Consider the following 17,077-nt stretch of genomic DNA (forward strand, 5'->3'; position numbering starts at 1 on the left):
TGCACACCCGTCCGTGAGCACCCCGGGAGGCTCCTGTCCAGCCTCCGAGCGCCCGGTCGGCGAACAGCGTGCGGACGTAGACTGAATTCCGTGATCCGCCTCTTCATCGGCCTGCTCGTGGCCCTCGCCGTCTTCACGGTCTACACCGTGATCGACGTCGCGATGAGCAACCGGCACGCGGTGCGCGCGATCCCGAAGTGGTCCTGGGTCCTGGTCGTCCTCCTGCTGCCGCTGATCGGCGCGGGCCTGTGGTTCTGGATCGGCCGACCGCGCAAGGACCGCTCGGCGGGCCGGCGCTTCACGGCTCCCGACGATGACCCCGACTTCCTCGGCACGATCCGCCAGGAGCGCGATCCCGAGAAGGAGCGCGAGCAGGCCGAGCGCATCGCCCAGCTCGAGCGAGACCTGGCCGATCTCGACGACCCCGACAAGTCCGACGGCCCCGGCCGACGGGATGCCTGAGCACTCTCCGGTCGCGCCCTCCACCCGTTCCGCGGTCGACCTCCTCACCCGCTTCGTCGCGCTCGGCGTCCGCGACGTCGTCGTCGCTCCCGGATCGCGGTCGCAGGCCCTGGCACTCGTCGCGGCCGAGCTCGAGACCCGCGGAGCGATCCGCCTGCACGTGCGCATCGACGAGCGCTCGGCCGGATTCCTCGCCCTCGGGCTCGCGCTCGAGACGGGGCTGCCCGCCGTGGTGATCACCACCTCCGGGACCGCGACCGCGAACCTTCACCCCGCCGTGCTCGAGGCCGACGCCTCGGACGTGCCGCTGATCGTGCTCACCGCCGACCGGCCGGACGAACTGCGCGGCATCCGCTCGAATCAGACGACGGAGCAGCGCGAGCTGTACGGCCGCGCCGTGCGGCTGTTCGAGGACGTCGCCGCGCCCGGGCCCGACTCGGCTCCGGAGGAGACCGCGGCGCTCGCCGACCGCGCCTTCTCGGCGGCGCTGCATCCGGGCGGGCCCGTGCACCTCAACCTCGCGTTCCGCGATCCGCTGTCCTCGAGCCTTCCGGAGTTCGAGATCCTGCAGGCCGCCGAGCCGCTCGCCGCCGGACCCTCGGAGGAGGTCGAGCGGGTCGCCGCAGGACCCGGCGAGCCGCTGACCGTCGTCATCGCCGGGGACAAGGCGGGCGACGTCGCGGAGGCCGTCGCGCGCGCGGGCGACTGGCCGCTGCTCGCCGAGGTCTCCTCCGGCGCCCGTTTCGGACCGCAGCTCGTCGTCGCCTGGCGCCGGCTGCTGGGCGAGGCCGACTTCGGCGGACGCGTGCGCCGCGCAATCGTGTTCGGCCACCCGACGCTCTCGCGCGAGATGCCGGAGCTCCTGCGCCGGGACGACGTCGAGGTGATCGTCGTCGACCGCCGCCGCCCGCAGTTCTACAACCCGGGTCGCCGTGCGCGCCGGGTCGCCGGGATCGAGGTGGTGCGCCCCTCCGACTCGCCGCGCCCCGATCGCGCCGAGCGGGCCTGGGCCGGGTCGTGGGTGTTCCGCAGCCGCGCGCTCGTCGTCGACCCCGACGCCCTGCCCGAGGTCGCCGACGGTGGCACGATGTCGCTGGAGGACCGCCGCGGCTTCGCCCGCAACGCCCTCGCCGCCGTGCGCGCGCCGCTGACCCGCGAATTCGTGGTGTCAGCGGTCTGGCGCGTGACCTGGCCGCACGACCGCCTGCTCTTCGGGGCTTCGCGCCTCATCCGCGTGGCCGACGGGTCGCTGCCGGGGAAGAAGATCACCGTGCACTCCAACCGCGGCCTCGCGGGGATCGACGGGACCGTCTCGACCGCACTCGGCATCGCCGTCGCCTCGCAGGCGGGCGAGCGGGGAGCCGCCGGAGTGACGCGAGTCGTCCTCGGCGATCTCACGCTGCTGCACGAGGCGGGCGGGCTGATGCTCGCCCCCGGCGAGCGGCGGCCGCGCGTGCAGCTCGTCGTGGTGAACGACGGGGGAGGCACGATCTTCGACGGCCTGGAGGTCGCGTCGAGCTCGGCGCCCGACGCGTTCGACCGGGTGCAGTTCACTCCGCAGTCCGTCGATCTCGAAGCGCTGGCGCGGGCGTACGGATGGGCGTACTCGCGGGTCTCGACCCGCGGTGAGCTGGAGCAGGCGCTGACGGCGCCGGGCGACGGGCCGGGGATCGTGGAGATCCCGCTGGGGCGCTGAGAGCGCGGTCGATCGGGACGATGGCGTCGCTCCTCCCCAAGGGGACGGTACGGCGTGCTTCCACTGATCCGTGACCGGGCGGAACGGGTCGCGGCGGACCCGGCTTGACTCGGCGCATGGCAGGAACAGGAGCAGCGGAGGCGGCGCTGCGGGAGGTTCGGGCGCACGGCGACCGTGCGGCCGAGCTGGCGCTCAGTGCCGCGCCGGTCCTGCTCGCGGCCGCCGAAGCGCTGCACGCCGGCTACGTGGCGGCTCTCGCCTGCCCGGAATGGTTCGCACGCGGGCGGAGCGAGTCGCACGGCCTGGTGGAGCGATCCATCCGAGCCGAGTTCGCCGTGGTGCTGCAGGTGTCCGAGAGGGTCGCCGCTCGAGAGATCGAGCACGCGCGGCTGCTGGTCGAAGAGCTTCCGCGGACCCGTGCTGCTCTGGCCGAGGCGCGGATGCGATGGGAAGCGGGCGGGATCGTCTGCTCCGTCGCGGCGACCCTCCCGGTTTCCTCGCGGGCCGAGTTCGACGTCCGGGCGGCCGAGCTCGCCGTCGCGATGACCCCGACGCAGCTGAGGCGCGCGCTCGCGCTGCTGCGGGAGGAGCTGCACGAACAGCCTCTCGCCGAGCGGCACGCACGCGCTCGAGCGGACAGGTCGGTGTGGATCACGACCGACGATGACGGGATGGCGACGGTCTGCGCCCGCCTGCCGGCGCCGATCGCGGTCGGCGCCCTGACACGCCTCGACAGGATCGCCCGCGAGCTCCGCTGCGACGAGGACCTGCGCACTCTCGCGCAGCTGCGAGCCGATGCTCTCGGCGACCTGCTGTGCCACGGCGAGGTGGCCGGTACGGTTCCGTCCGACGAGCTCTCCACGACCTTCGCGCCCGGCATCCGCGCCGAGGTGAGGCTGATGATGTCGGACGCCACCGCTTCCGGAACCGACGACGCCGCGGTCGATCTGGACGGCTACGGGCTCGTCCCCGCCGACGCCGCGCGCGATCTCGTCGGAGCGGACGCGACATTCACGCCGGTTCGGACCGACCCGAGGACGGGCGTGATCGTCTCGGTCGGGCGAGCGCACCGCACGCCGCCTCCGCCGATGCGCCTGCTCGTCCGACTGCGGGACCGGACCTGCCGATTCCCGGGCTGCACCCGGTCGGCGACCGCCGCGGAAGCCGATCACACCATTGAGTGGCGGAACGGCGGCGAGACGACACCCTCGAACCTCGCCTCGCTCTGCGTCGCGCACCACCACGTCCGACACGGGGACCGCTGGACGTACGTCCTGCATCCCGACGGGGTCGCGGACTGGACGACGCCGACAGGCCGTCGCATCACGACGCGGCCGTCGGCGACAGCTGCGGCACTCGTTCCACGACTCGGATCGGACCATCCGCCGTCACCACTCCGCGAGTAGTGACCGCTGCGCGTGCCGGGACGAGGAGACCCGGTGACGCTCAGCTCAGAGCGTCCTGCACCGGACGGAACTTGATCCGCGTCTCCGCGAGTTCGGCGTCGGGGTCGCTGTCGGCGACGATGCCGGCGCCGGCCCACGCTGTGACCTCGCCGTCCGTGGTGATCTGGGCGCTGCGGAGACCCACGGCCCACTCCCCGTCGCCGCGACCGTCGATCCAGCCCACGGGGCCGGCGTAGCGGCCACGGTCGAACGGCTCGAGCGCGTCGATCAGCTCGAGCGCGGTGCCGGTGGGGGTGCCGGCGACGGCGGCCGTCGGGTGCAGGGCGTCGACCAGGTCGAGCGCGGTGGAGGCGTCGCCGAGCGTGCCGCGCACGTCGGTGGCCAGGTGCCACAGGTTCGGCAGTTCTAGCGTGAACGGCTCGCCACTCGTGCTGAGCGACGTCGTGTGCGGCCGCAGCTCCCTGAGCAAGCTCGCGATCGCGAAGGCGTGCTCGGAGCGGTCCTTCGTGCTCTCCAGGAGCGCCTGCGCGATCGCCGCGTCAGTTGCCGCATCCGTTCCGCGCGCACTCGTCCCGGCGAGGACCCGCGCAGTGATCGCTCCGTGATCGACCCCGACGAGGGTCTCCGGGCTCGCGCCGACGAAGCCGTCGACGGCGAAGGTCCAGCAGTCGGGGTAGGTGCTCGCGAAGTCCACCAGGATCCGTCGCAGGTCGGCCCCGCGGGGCAGGCGCCCGTGGAGGTCCCGGGCGAGCACGACCTTCTCGAGCGCCCCCGCGCGGATGCTGCCGACCGCCGATGCCACCGCCGAGCGGTAGCCGTCGGGTGTCATCGCGCCCGGCACGAGCGAGACGCGGTACTCGTCCCCGAACGGCCGCGCGGCAGTCGGCTCTGAGCCGATAGCGCCCTCCGAGGAGATCGTCGTGACCCAGGAGCGTCCCCCGCGCGACCCGACGACCGTCCGCGGCACGATCAGCACGCTGGTGGCCGACGACCGCCCCGAGAACGCGAACGCCCCGAAGGCGACGAGCCCCGTCCCCGGCAGCCCGATCGGGTCGTCCACCTCGGCGGAGGCGGACAGCACCCTCCACGCGTCGGCCGCCTCGCGCAGACGGTCCGGCCCGGAGAACTCGAGGCGCAGCGCTTCACCGAGTCCCACCAGCCCGGCACCGTTGCGCTGCCAGAGGAGGGGACGCCGCGGGTCCGCGAGAGAGGGGAGCGCTGCGGGGGAGTCCAGCGGGGTCGTCTCCACATGGAGAGGGGGAGCCCCGGCGCCGATGAGCGTCACGCCCCCAGGGTACGCCCGCGGCAGGACGGGGCCGCTCGGAGCGGGAGGGTGTGCAGGCAGCGCGAGGAGCGCCAGAGGAGCGGACGTCCCACGCCTCGCCCTCGCCCGCCGGATCCGCGCCGGTACTGTGATCCGCGCCGGAGCCGCCCGCTAGGCGGAGCTGGGCGGTTCCGGTGTCCCGCACGTCCTCCCGGAACGCTCCGGCGGGGGCGGATGCACAGCCGCCGCCCCGCCGCCCGCTCTAGACTCGATGATCGTGACTAAGGCAGACCTCACCAAGCGCCCCGACGAGGTCGCCGCCATGTTCGACACGGTGGCACCCGCCTACGACCTGACCAACACGGTCCTCTCGGCGGGCAACGACCACCTGTGGCGCATCGCCACGACCCGCGCCGTGAATCCGGCGCCGGGCGAGCGGATCCTCGATGTCGCGGCGGGTACCGGCACCTCCTCCGCCTCGCTCGCCCGCTCGGGCGCGCACGTCGTCGCCGCCGACTTCTCGCCGGGGATGATCGCGGTCGGCCGCACCCGTCAGGCGGGCGACGACCGGATCGAGTTCGTGCAGGCCGACGCCATGGACCTGCCCTTCGAGGACGAGTCGTTCGACGCCGTCACGATCTCCTTCGGCCTCCGCAACGTCGCCGAGCCGCGCACCGCGCTCGCCGAGTTCTTCCGTGTCGTGAAGCCGGGCGGCCGCGTCGTGATCTGCGAGTTCTCGACTCCTCCGCTGAAGCCTCTCGCCGCGGCGTACGACCTCTACCTCGCGAAGGTCATGCCCGCGATCGTCGGACTCGCGTCCTCGAACGACCCGGCCTACGACTACCTCGGCGACTCCATCCGTGCGTGGCCCGAGCAGAAGGTCGTGGCGTCCTGGCTCCGCGCCGCCGGCTTCGAGCGGGTCGCCTACAAGGACCTCACCTTCGGCATCGTCGCGCTGCACCGCGGGATCAAGCCGATCGTCGCCACCTCATGACACCCGGGGGCCTCGAAGGCCGAGACGTTAGGGTTTCAGTGTGAACGCCACTGCGCCCGTCGCCCGCCGCAGCCCGTCCCTGACGGCGCAGCTCGGCCTCTCCGAGCGCATCTTCTCGACCGCATCCGACCGCTCGCTCGCGCGTGCGATCGACGAGGGGCTCGAGCAGGTCGAGACGGGGCTGGTCCACCAGCTGTCCTTCGCCGACCAGGTCGCCGACGTGTCGACGCGCTACCTCCTCGAGGCCGGGGGCAAGCGCGTGCGCCCCATGCTCACGCTCCTCGCCGCGCAACTGGGCCGCGGCAACACCCCGCAGGTGCTGCTGGGCGCCCAGGCCATCGAGATCACGCATCTCGCGTCGCTGTACCACGACGACGTCATGGACGAGGCGGAGAAGCGCCGCGGCGTCCCCTCCGCTCAGACCGTCTGGGGCAACAACGTCGCGATCCTCACCGGCGATCTGCTCTTCGCCCGCGCCAACCAGCTCATGATCGAGCTCGGCGACCGCGCGATCCGCCTCCAGGCCGACACGTTCGAGCGCCTCGTCCTCGGTCAGCTGCACGAGACCGTCGGGCCGACCGAGGGGGAGGACCCGGTCGAGCACTACCTCTCGGTGCTCGCCGACAAGACCGGCTCGCTGATCGCCGCGGCCGGGCGCACCGGAGTCGTCTTCGCCGAGGGTCCCGCCGAGTACGAGGAGGCGATGCGCGTCTTCGGCGAGAAGATCGGAGTCGCGTTCCAGATCGTCGACGACGTGATCGACCTCTCCCCGCAGCCCGAGGAGACCGGCAAGAACCCGGGCACCGACATCCGCGCCGGCGTCTCGACCCTGCCGATCCTCCGCCTGCGCGAGCGCGCCGCCTCCGACCGCGGTGCCGCCGAGCTCCTCGCCCGGATCGAGAGCTACGTCAGCCGCTCGAACGACGAGATCGCGCACACCGACGAGCAGCACGCCGACATCTCCGACGCCATCGCGCAGCTGCGCGACCACGATGTGACGGCGCAGACCCTCGCCGAGGCCCACCGCTGGGCCGACGAGGCCGTCGCCGCTCTCGCCCCGCTGCCCGACGGCTCGGTCCGCAAGGCGCTCACGCGCTTCGCGGACACGGTCGTCGACCGCAACGGCTGACCCCGATCGTCGCGGCGCGCCCTGCGCCGCAGGAAATGAGACCGGACGTGCGCCACGGCGCCCCGGCAGGAGGAACGCAATGACCAAGCTCAGGCTGGCCATCGTCGGCGCGGGGCCCGCGGGCATCTACGCCGCCGACCTCATGATCAAGGCCGAGAAGAAGTACGACGTCTCGATCGACCTGTTCGAGCAGCTGCCGGCTCCCTACGGTCTCGTCCGCTACGGAGTCGCGCCCGATCACCCGCGCATCAAGGGCATCATCACGGCCCTGCGCGAGGTCCTCGACCGCGGCGACATCCGGATCTTCGGCAACGTGCACTTCGGCACCGACCTCACCCTCGAGGACCTCAAGCGTCACTACCACGCCGTGATCTTCTCGACGGGAGCGATCCGCGACGCCCCGCTCGACGTCCCCGGCGTCGACCTCGAGGGCTCGTACGGAGCGGCCGACTTCGTCAGCTGGTTCGACGGACACCCCGACGTGCCGCGTACCTGGCCGCTCGAGGCCTCCTCCGTCGCGGTGATCGGCAACGGCAACGTGGCGCTCGACGTCTCGAGGATGCTCGCGAAGCACGCCGACGACCTGCTGCCCACCGAGGTCCCGCCGAACGTCTACGAGGGTCTGAAGGCCTCTCCCGTCACCGACGTGCACGTCTTTGGCCGCCGCGGACCCGCGCAGGTCAAGTTCACTCCGCTCGAGCTGCGCGAGCTCGGCGAGCTGCGCGACGTCGACATGATCGTCCACGACGAGGACTTCGTGCTCGACCCCGCCTCGCAGGCCGCGATCGAGACCAACAAGCAGGTCATGGTCATCAACCGTGTCCTGAACCAGTGGCGCACCCGCGAGACCGGCAGCGCCTCCCGTCGCCTCCACCTGCACTTCTGGGCGAAGCCGCTCGAGTTCGTCGACGACGGGCAGGGCCGCGTCGCCGCGATCCGCTACGAGCGCACGGAGCCCGACGGCGAGGGCGGCGTGCGCGGCACCGGCGAGATCCGCGAGGTCGCGGTGCAGGCCGTCTACCGCGCGGTCGGCTACTTCGGCTCCCCGCTCGACGGCCTGCCGTTCGACGAGATGCGCGGAGTGATCCCGAACCGCGAGGGCCAGGTCCTGGACGACGAGGACCAGCAGGTCCACGGCGTCTACGCGACCGGCTGGATCAAGCGCGGCCCGGTCGGCCTGATCGGCCACACCAAGTCCGACGCGATGGAGACCGTGGGCCACGTGCTGCGCGACCAGGCGTCGTGGTGGACCCCCGCGCACCCCGAGGAGTCGGCCATCGTCGGGCTGCTCGACGAGCGCGGCATCGCGTACACGGACCTCGAGGGCTGGCACCGCCTCGACGAGCACGAGCAGGCGCTCGGGGCTCCGGAGGGACGCGCCCGCGTCAAGGTCGTCCCCCGCGAGGACATGATCGCGATCTCGCGCGCAGAGCTCGTCTCGGACTGAGCCCGTCGCGGGGCCGATCCGCCGGCTCCGACGAGGACCCTCCGGTGCATGCCGGGGGGTCCTCGTGCATGTCGGAGGGCTCCCGTACACTGCGGGCAGCCACGAGGGCGGGACGGACGGGGACACGATGACGAGCACGACGCAGCCGGGGCCTCACGACGTGATCCTGGTGCGGGGCGCCCGGCAGAACAACCTGCGCGGCGTCGACGTCGACATCCCCAAACGCCGCATCACGGTCTTCACGGGCGTCTCCGGCTCGGGCAAGTCCTCGCTCGTCTTCGGCACGATCGCCGCGGAGTCGCAGCGGCTGATCAACGAGACGTACTCCGCCTTCCTGCAGCAGTTCATGGGCTCGCCCGCCCGGCCCGACGTCGAGTCGCTCGACGGGCTCTCGGCCACGATCGTGGTCGACCAGGAGCGGATGGGGGCCAACGGCCGCTCCACGGTCGGCACCGCGACCGACGCCTACACGATGCTGCGGATCCTCTTCAGCCGGATCGGCGACCCGCACGTCGGCACGAGCGGCGCGTTCTCCTTCAACCTGCCCGAGGGCATGTGCCCGCGCTGCGAGGGCACGGGCCGCGCCTCCGACATCGACCTCGACGCCCTCTTCGACCGCTCGAAGTCCCTCGAGGGCGGCGCGCTCGATGCGATCCCCAATTTCGTCGTCGGCGGCTGGTACTGGAAGGGGCTCGCCGAGTCGGGCCTGTACCCCGCCGACGTCCCGATCGCCGAGTTCACTCCGGAGCAGCTCGACGCGTTCCTCTACCGCCCCGCCACCAAGATGGCGATCGCGGGCATGAACATGACCTACGAGGGCCTCGTGGTCAAGGTCACCCGGCTCTACCTCGCGAAGGAGTCGCCGCAGGCGCACATCCGCGCGTTCGCCGAGCGGGTGGCCACCTTCGCCGCCTGCCCCGAGTGCGGGGGAGCGCGGCTCACCGGAGCCGCCCTCTCCTCCCGCATCGGCGGCCGGAACATCGCCGAGTGCTCGTCGATGCAGGCGACCGACCTGGCCGAGTGGCTGCGCGGGGTCGACGACCCCTCGGTCGCTCCGATCGTCGAGACCCTGCTCGGCACGCTCGACTCGCTCGTCCAGGTCGGGCTCGGGTACCTCTCGCTCGACCGCGAGTCGGGCACCCTCTCGGGCGGCGAGGCGCAGCGCGTCAAGATGGTCCGGCACCTGGGCTCGAGCCTCACCGACATCACCTACGTCTTCGACGAGCCGACCGCGGGCCTGCACCCGCACGACGTCTCGCGCATGATCGAGCTGCTCCGGCGCCTCCGCGACAAGGGCAACACCGTTCTGGTCGTCGAGCACAAGCCCGAGATCATCCTGATCGCTGACCACGTGGTCGATCTCGGGCCGCGGGCCGGCGCGCACGGCGGCGAGATCCGCTACGAGGGCTCCGTGGAAGGTCTGCGCGCCTCCGACACCCTCACCGGCGAGCACCTCGACCACCGCGTCCCGCTCAAGGAGTCGGTGCGCCGCCCGACGGCGTTCGCCGAGATCCGCGGTGCCGCGACCCACAACCTCCGCGGGGTCGATGTCGACGTGCCGCTCGGGGTGCTCACCGTCGTGACCGGAGTCGCGGGCTCGGGCAAATCGTCCCTCCTGCACGGCAGTCTGGCGAAGCGCCCCGGAGTGGTCGTGGCCGACCAGTCGCCGATCCGCGGCTCCCGCAGGAGCAACCCGGCCACCTACACCGGCGTGCTCGACGCCATCCGCACCGCGTTCGCGAAGGAGAACGGCGTGAAGCCCGCGCTGTTCAGCGCCAACTCCGCCGGAGCCTGTCCCGTCTGCAAGGGGGCCGGCCTGATCTTCACCGAGCTGGGCCCGGCCGCCACGGTCTCGTCGGTCTGCGAGGAGTGCGAGGGCAAGCGGTTCACCGCGGAGGTGCTCGAGTACCGGCTCCGGGGCCTGAACATCCACGAGGTGCTGTCGCTGCCGATCGTCGAGGCGGCGGAGTTCTTCGGCTCCGGTCCGGCCCACACGATCCTCGCCCGACTGGTCGACGTGGGCCTGGGCTACCTCACGCTCGGCCAGCCGCTCAACACCCTGTCGGGCGGGGAGCGGCAGCGGCTGAAGCTCGCGATCAACATGGCCTCGAAGGGCGCGGTCTACCTCCTCGACGAGCCGACCACCGGGCTCCACCTCGCCGACGTCGACAACCTGCTGGGCCTGCTCGACCGGCTGGTCGACTCCGGGAGCTCGGTGATCGTGATCGAGCACCACCAGGCGGTGATGGCCCACGCCGACTGGATCATCGACGTCGGCCCGGGAGCCGGCCACGAGGGCGGATCGATCGTCTTCGAGGGCCCACCGAGCGCCCTCGTCGCCGACGGGTCGACCCTGACCGCCCGCGCCCTGAAGGCGTACGCGTCCTGAGCGGCGAGTGGCGGCCGGACGTCCTCGGCGCCGGCTTCGAGCAGCGGACGCTCCCGCTGGGCGAGGACGACGAGGGAGAGGTCGTCGCCACGCTCGTGCGCCATCGTCCGGTCGCGCCGCGCTGGCGGGGGCCGGCGTCCGGCATCGACGTGCTCTACGTCCACGGCTGGAGCGACTACTTCTTCCAGACGGGGCTGGCCGAGTTCTGGCACGGGCTCGGGGCCCGCTTCTTCGCGCTCGATCTGCGCAAGTACGGCCGCAGCCTGCGCCCGCACCAGACCCCCGGGTTCGCCTCCGATCTCGCGGTCTACGACGAGGACATCGCGGCAGCGCGGTCGGTGATGGGGGAGCACGGTCACCGCGGCCGGCGACTCGTGCTGATGGGCCACTCGACCGGCGGCCTCACCCTCAGCCTCTGGGCCGCGCGGCACCCCGAGGAGCTCACCGCACTCGTGCTCAACAGCCCCTGGCTCGAGTTCCAGGCGCGGGCGGTCGGGAGGCAGATGCTCGCGCCGTGGATGATGCTGCGCGCCCGCGTCGCTCCGCACGGCACGCTGCCGGTGATCGACCAGGGCTTCTACTCGCGCACGGTGTCGGCGACGCTCGAGGGCGAGTGGGAGTACGACCCGGCCTGGCGTCCGGAGCGCGGCTTCCCCGTCAGCCCGGCCTGGTTGACGGCCGTGCTCGCGGGGCACCGCCGCGTCGAGCGGGGCCTGAACCTGCGGATGCCGGTGCTCACCCTGCTCTCCTCCCGCAGCGTGCTGCTGCCGTGGTGGAGCGACGAGATGCGCTCGGCCGACGTGGCGCTCGACGTGCGCTCGATCGGCGAGCGGGCCGCCACGCTCGGAACGACGATCACGATCGCCCGGATCGACGGCGCGGTGCACGACGTCGTGCTGTCGGCCCCGCGCATCCGAGCCCGGGCGTACGCCGAGATCGAGCGGTGGGCGCGAGGCTACCTCCCGGCCGACCGCCCGATCAGCGGGCGAACGGGCCGCGCAGCGCCGCCCACTGGAGCAGCATGATCGTCTTCGCGTCGACGATCTGCACGCCGATCTGCGTCAGGGCCTCGTCGAACGACAGCTCGACGACCTCGGTGTCCTCGCCCTCGTCGGCGAGGCCCGCGAAGGCGCCCTCGCGGGAGCCTGCGCGGTACCGCCCCGCGTAGAAGTGCAGCATCTCGGTGATCGAGCCGGGGCTCATGTAGGAGTCGAAGACGTGCTCGAGGCGGCCGACCTCGAGTCCGGTCTCCTCCGAGGCCTCGCGGCGCGCGCCCTCCTCGGGTCCGTCCTCGTCGAGCAGCCCGGCGGGCACCTCGAGCAGCATGCCGTCGAGGTTGCCGTTGACGTAGGTGGGGTAGCGGAACTGCCGCACGAGGACGACCGACCGCGCCTCGAGGTCGTAGAGCAGCACGGCCGCCCCGTTGCCGCGGTCGTACGTCTCGCGGTGCTCGGTGGTCACCCGGCCGTCGCGGTGGCGGTACTCGAACTCGGTCGTGCGCAGCACGTACCAGTGGCTCGAGAGCAGGGTGACCCGCTTCACCACCACGTCCGGGTTGCCGGTGAGGTCGTAGCCCTCCTGGTCGAGGCCGGTGCGGCCCCGGCGGTCGGGCTCGTCGATGCCGACACTCATGCGCGTGCTCCTGTGCTCAGCACGCCTCAGCGGAAGTTGACGAACTGGAGATCGAGATCGAGGTCGGCACCCCGCAGCAGCGACATCGTCGCCTGGAGGTCGTCGCGGCTCTTGGACGAGACGCGCAGCTCGTCGCCCTGGATCTGCGACTTCACCGACTTGGGGGCCTCGTCGCGGATCAGCTTGTTGATCTTCTTCGCGTGCTCCTGGTCGATGCCGTCCTTCAGGGTGGCCTCGATCCGGTACTCCTTGCCCGAGGCGAAGGGCTCGCCGGCGTCGAGGCTCTTGAGGCTGATGCCGCGCTTGATCAGCTTCGACTGGAAGACGTCGAGGATCGCGTTCGCGCGCTCCTCCGTGTTGGCCTTGATCAGGATCTTCTCGCCGCTCCACGCGATCGAGGCGCCGACGTTCTTGAAGTCGTAGCGCTGCTCGACCTCCTTGTGGGCCTGGTTCAGGGCGTTGTCCGCCTCCATCTTGTCGACCTTGCTGACGACGTCGAACGTTGAATCTGCCATGGCTCCGAGTTTAGCTTCCGGGCGTCGCGGACTCCCGGGCGGTGCGGGGCGTCCGCGGAGGCTGTCCTGGTACCACTGGAGGATGCGCCGTCTCCCCGCCCTGCTCCTGCTGCCGCTCGTCGGCGCGCTGCTCGCGGGATGCAGCGCCGCCACCACGTCGACGATCGAGTACGAGGGGGGAGTGGTGACGGTCCCGCCCACCGCGCCGACTCCCGCGGCACTCGATCCCGCTCTGCTCGAGGACTCGGACGCGACGGCCGCGACTCCCGTGCGCTTCCTGACCAGCCCGGAGTGGCTGTCCGGCACCGCCGAGGGGAGCGGGATCCCGGAGCGGGCGCTGACCGCGTATGCGGGAGCCGCGCTCCTCACCTCCTCCGTCGATCCGGACTGCCGCCTCGACTGGGCGACGCTCGCCGGCATCGGCTACGTCGAGAGCCGGCACGGCACCATCTTCGGCAGCGCGCTCGGCGAGGACGGCCGTGCCGCGGAGCCGATCTACGGCCCGCGCCTCGACGGCACCGAGTTCGACCGGGTCGAGGACAACGACGGAGGGGCGCTGGACGGCGATCCGGAGGTGGACCGCGCGATGGGTCCGCTCCAGATCATCCCGGCGACGTGGATGCGGTGGGCCTCCAGCGGCTGGGATCCGCAGAACGTCGACCAGCAGGCCGTGACCGCGGCCCGCTACCTCTGCGAGGCCGGCGGGGACCTGTCGACGGAGTCGGGCTGGCGCGCGGCGATCGCGGCCTACAACCCGGCGACGAGCTACGCGGGCAAGGTGGCCGAGGCGGCGTCCCGCTACGCCGCGGCGGCGGAGTGAGGCGCCGATTTCCGATCGTCGGGCCCCGCGGGTATATTTGTCCAGCGCCTTCGGTCGAGAGCACGATTCCCGGTCGGGTGCGCCACGGCGAGTTACCCTAGCGGCCAAAGGGATCTGACTGTAAATCAGACGGCGTAGCCTTCGGGGGTTCGAATCCCTCACTCGCCACGCACTCCGCAGAACGCCCCGGTCACCAGCAGGTGACCGGGGCGTTCCCGCGTCGCGGGCCCCTTCTCCGGAGCCCGCTCGTTCAGCGCCGCAGGCGCAGCGTCACCAGCTGGAACGGGCGGAGCGACAGGGTCGCGCCGGATTCGGTGACGGAGGAGATCGTCGCGTCGTCCTCGAGCGGGCGCTCGAGCAGGTCGGTCGCCACCACCGCCGACACAGCGAAGTCGGCGGTCAGCTCGGTCGTCGACCGCAGGCCCAGCGCCTCGTAGAGCCGCACGATCACGTCACCGCTGCCGTCCTCGGCGAGTTTGACCGCCTCGACGACCGCAGCAGGGGACGAGAGCGCGACGAGCGGCGCCAGTTCCGACTCCGCCGCGCCTTCGACGCGGCGCTCGGGCAGGTTGATCCGGTAGCCGGCGGTCACCGCGTCCTGGGTCGTGGCCCCGACGACGACGCCGACGCGGAGGCGGTGCTGCCCGCGGTCCTGCTGCGGGTCCGGGAACACCGCCGAGCGCAGCAGCGAGAGCCGCGCGACGGTGGTGCTGCCGCCACCGTGGCGGGGCTGCCGGGTGACGTCGTAGCCGTACGTCGAGTCGTTCGTGATCGCGACGCCGTACGCGCCCTCGCCCACGCGGATCCAGCGGTGCGCGCTGGTCTCGTAGCGGGCCGCGTCCCACGAGGTGTTGGCGTGCGTCGGCCGCTCGATGTGCCCGAACTGGATCTCGGAGGCGAACCGGTCCGCGTGCACGTCGACCGGGAACGCGAGCTTGAGGAGCTTCTGGCTCTCCTGCCAGTCGATGTCGACCGTGAGCCCGAGCTCGGCCGAGCCGGCCTCGAGGGTGATCGTCTCGACAAGGCGGGAGGACGAGAAGGAGCGCTCGACGATCACCGAGACCCCGTCGTCGCCCAGGCGCACGCTGTCGGCGGCGATCAGGTCGGTGACGTGGTGGCGGTAGTGGTGGTCGATGTCCCAGGCGTCCCACTTGTTCGGGGTGTCGCGGTGCAGCTGGAAGACGCCGGCGCGCTCGCCCGGGGGCACCGCGTCACGGCCCGACGCGAGGTCGACCAGCTCGGCCAGCAGGCCGTCGGAGTCGACGCGGACGCGGATCCGCTCGTTCTCGAGCACGAACCCTCCGTCCAGCTCCTGCACCCGGAGGAACGAGGGCGCCATGGCGGAGGACGACGCACCGAGCGCCTCGACGCCGGCACGCGCATGCGGAGCGGCGTTGACGCGGAGCAGGTGCTCACCCGTCCCCGCCAGTGCCCGGAGCGCCTCGGCGATCACGCCCTCCAGCCGCATCGCGATCGCCGCGTAGTTGCGTTCGGCGTCCTGGTGCACCCACGCGATGGACGAGCCCGGGAGGATGTCGTGGAACTGCTGCAGCAGCACGAGCTGCCAGAGCTCGCGCAGCTCGGCGGCGGGGTACTCGGCTCCCGTGCGCACAGTCGCGGTGCTCGCCCACAGCTCGGCCTCGCGGAGGAGGTGCTCGCTGCGGCGGTTGCCCTGCTTGGTGCGCAGCTGACTCGTGTAGACGCCGCGGTGCGACTCCAGGTAGAGCTCGCCGCTCCAGACCTCGGGCTGCGGGTACTCGGCCTCGGCGGCCTCGAAGAAGGCCCGGGGCGAGGAGTGCTCGACGCGCGGCGAGCCCTCGAGAGAGGTCGTGCGCGCGACCGTCGCGACCATCTCGCGGGTCGGCCCGCCCCCGCCGTCGCCGTAGCCGTAGGGGAGGAGGGAGGCGGTGCTGCGGCCGTGGTCGGCGAAGTTCCGCTCGGCGTGGGCGAGGTCGGACGCCACGAGGTCGGAGTTGTACTTGTCGACCGGCGGGAAGTGGGTGAAGATCCGCGTGCCGTCGATGCCCTCCCAGTCGAAGGTGTGGTGCGGCATCGTGTTGGTCTCGTTCCACGAGATCTTCTGCGTGAGGAACCAGCGGGCTCCTGCGGCGCGCGCGATCTGGGGGAGGGCGCCGGAGTAGCCGAACGAGTCCGGCAGCCAGACCTCCTCGCACTCCACGCCGAACTCCTCGAGGAAGAACTGCTTGCCCGCGACGAACTGCCGGGCCATCGCCTCGCCGCCCGGCAGGTTCGTGTCGGACTCGACCCACATCCCGCCCACCGGCACGAACTGACCGGCGGCGACCTTCTCGCGGATCCGCGCGAACAGCTCCGGGTAGTGCTGCTTCATCCAGGCGAACTGCTGCGCCGACGAGCAGGCGAAGACGAAGTCGGGGTGCTCGTCCATCAGGGCGATCACGTTCGAGAAGGTGCGCGCGCACTTGCGGATCGTCTCGCGCACGGGCCAGAGCCAGGCGGAGTCGATGTGCGCGTGGCCGACGGCGTGCAGGTGGTGGGCGCTGGGGACGGCGGGGCTCGCGAGCACGTCCTCGAGGGCGCGGCGGCCGGCTGCGGCGCTGCCGGCGACGTCCGACGGGTCGACGGCGTCGGTCATCCGCTCGAGCGCGGCGAGCACCTCGGCGCGGCGGGGCGAGCCGACCGCCAGCTCGCCCACGAGGCCGCGCAGCACGCGCACGTCCTGCAGCAGCTCCCAGACGGTCACGTCGAGCAGGGCGATGTCGACGCGGCGCAGGACGTACTGCGGAGCGTCGCCGGCCGTGGCGAGGTCGCCCACCGCAGTGGGGCGGAAGCTCCAGTCGCTGCCGACGTCCGGGTTCGCCGCGGCCTCGATCAGCACGTCGACGCGGCCGTCCGCGTCGACCGCTCCGGCCGCGGCGCTGTTGTAGGGCGAGATCGCCTTCACGATCACGCCGTCCGGGCGCCAGACGAGCGCTTCGGATTGGAAGCCCGACTGGCCGCCGTCGAAGCCGAGGTCCACGACCAGCTCGGGTCGCACGCCCTCGGGCAGTGCTCCGTCGACGAGCCACTCGGCGGGCACGGAGCCCGATACCTTGAGCCAGAGCGTCGACCAGGGTCGGCCCCAGGCGGTTCCGGCCGAGAACGGAGCGTACTCGGCCGAGGCGGCCTCGGCGAAGGGCACCGGTTCGCCGGGCACCTGCCAGGCGAGGAGGTCCAGCGGAGCGGTGGCGCGGTGGACGGCGGGCAACAGGCGCTCGCGGACGAAGCGGTCGACGCGCTCTTCGACGAGCAGGCGGCGGTCGTGCATGAGGAGGATTCCTTCCGGAGGGAGCGGTCGGGCGCGG

13 protein-coding genes and 1 tRNA gene are annotated in these 17,077 nt (G+C 72.2%); 10 read left to right on the top strand and 4 right to left on the bottom strand.

The annotated features are described in order from the left end of the window. Positions 1 to 90: 90 nt before the first annotated feature. From ASF48_RS10005 to ASF48_RS10015, 3 genes are all read left to right on the top strand, one after another. The gene (locus tag ASF48_RS10005; protein ID WP_055790503.1) at positions 91 to 462 is read left to right on the top strand and encodes a PLDc N-terminal domain-containing protein; all 372 of its coding nucleotides are present in this window, start codon (positions 91 to 93) and stop codon (positions 460 to 462) included. Further along, the gene (menD, locus tag ASF48_RS10010) at positions 455 to 2,158 is read left to right on the top strand and encodes a 2-succinyl-5-enolpyruvyl-6-hydroxy-3-cyclohexene-1-carboxylic-acid synthase (RefSeq protein WP_055790506.1); all 1,704 of its coding nucleotides are present in this window, start codon (positions 455 to 457) and stop codon (positions 2,156 to 2,158) included. Before ASF48_RS10005 ends, menD begins: the two co-directional genes overlap by 8 nt. Before the next feature lie 116 nt (positions 2,159 to 2,274). Continuing rightward, entirely contained in the window at positions 2,275 to 3,564 is a 1,290-nt protein-coding gene (locus ASF48_RS10015; RefSeq protein WP_055790509.1) for an HNH endonuclease signature motif containing protein, read from the top strand. 40 nt (positions 3,565 to 3,604) lie between these two features. On the opposite strand, the gene ASF48_RS10020 is transcribed toward ASF48_RS10015, so the two are convergent. Beyond that, complete coding sequence (locus tag ASF48_RS10020) at positions 3,605 to 4,849, bottom strand: isochorismate synthase (RefSeq protein WP_230673410.1); 1,245 nt, start codon at positions 4,847 to 4,849, stop codon at positions 3,605 to 3,607. 256 nt (positions 4,850 to 5,105) lie between these two features. Here ASF48_RS10020 and ubiE point away from each other — a divergent pair, with 256 nt between their 5' ends. From ubiE to ASF48_RS10045, 5 genes are all read left to right on the top strand, one after another. After that, positions 5,106 to 5,822, top strand: a complete 717-nt coding sequence (gene ubiE / locus ASF48_RS10025; protein WP_372488161.1) for a bifunctional demethylmenaquinone methyltransferase/2-methoxy-6-polyprenyl-1,4-benzoquinol methylase UbiE — start codon at positions 5,106 to 5,108, stop codon at positions 5,820 to 5,822. A 40-nt stretch (positions 5,823 to 5,862) separates the two neighbouring features. Next, a complete protein-coding gene (locus ASF48_RS10030) occupies positions 5,863 to 6,951 on the top strand; it encodes a polyprenyl synthetase family protein (RefSeq protein ID WP_055790515.1) in 1,089 nt (362 codons plus the stop codon). 79 nt (positions 6,952 to 7,030) lie between these two features. Then, positions 7,031 to 8,398, top strand: a complete 1,368-nt coding sequence (locus ASF48_RS10035; protein WP_055790517.1) for an FAD-dependent oxidoreductase — start codon at positions 7,031 to 7,033, stop codon at positions 8,396 to 8,398. Positions 8,399 to 8,525: 127 nt separating this feature from the next. Beyond that, positions 8,526 to 10,787, top strand: a complete 2,262-nt coding sequence (locus ASF48_RS10040) for an ATP-binding cassette domain-containing protein (RefSeq protein ID WP_055790521.1) — start codon at positions 8,526 to 8,528, stop codon at positions 10,785 to 10,787. Positions 10,788 to 10,882: 95 nt separating this feature from the next. Next, positions 10,883 to 11,812 carry an alpha/beta hydrolase gene (locus tag ASF48_RS10045; protein ID WP_308197598.1) on the top strand — a complete coding sequence of 310 codons (930 nt, stop codon included), beginning with the start codon at positions 10,883 to 10,885 and terminating at the stop codon, positions 11,810 to 11,812. Here ASF48_RS10045 and ASF48_RS10050 read toward each other — a convergent pair. Next, a complete protein-coding gene (locus ASF48_RS10050; RefSeq protein WP_055790524.1) occupies positions 11,766 to 12,419 on the bottom strand; it encodes an NUDIX domain-containing protein in 654 nt (217 codons plus the stop codon). The two genes, ASF48_RS10045 and ASF48_RS10050, sit on opposite strands and share 47 nt — an antisense overlap. A 26-nt stretch (positions 12,420 to 12,445) precedes the next feature. Then, on the bottom strand, positions 12,446 to 12,934 hold the full coding sequence (locus tag ASF48_RS10055; RefSeq protein WP_055790527.1) for a YajQ family cyclic di-GMP-binding protein: 489 nt from the start codon (positions 12,932 to 12,934) through the stop codon (positions 12,446 to 12,448). Between the two features lie 82 nt (positions 12,935 to 13,016). Between ASF48_RS10055 and ASF48_RS10060 the strand changes: the two genes are divergently transcribed. Then, positions 13,017 to 13,754, top strand: coding sequence for a hypothetical protein (locus ASF48_RS10060; RefSeq protein ID WP_055790534.1), 738 nt, complete (start codon positions 13,017 to 13,019; stop codon positions 13,752 to 13,754). Between the two features lie 86 nt (positions 13,755 to 13,840). After that, a tRNA-Tyr gene (locus ASF48_RS10065) sits at positions 13,841 to 13,922 on the top strand. Positions 13,923 to 14,004: 82 nt separating this feature from the next. On the opposite strand, the gene ASF48_RS10070 is transcribed toward ASF48_RS10065, so the two are convergent. Further along, positions 14,005 to 17,040, bottom strand: coding sequence for an alpha-mannosidase (locus tag ASF48_RS10070; protein ID WP_055790536.1), 3,036 nt, complete (start codon positions 17,038 to 17,040; stop codon positions 14,005 to 14,007). Positions 17,041 to 17,077 lie beyond the last annotated feature (37 nt).

Origin of the sequence: Rathayibacter sp. Leaf299 (assembly GCF_001423055.1) — a bacterium.
GTDB classification, from domain to species: Bacteria; Actinomycetota; Actinomycetes; order Actinomycetales; family Microbacteriaceae; genus Rathayibacter; species Rathayibacter caricis.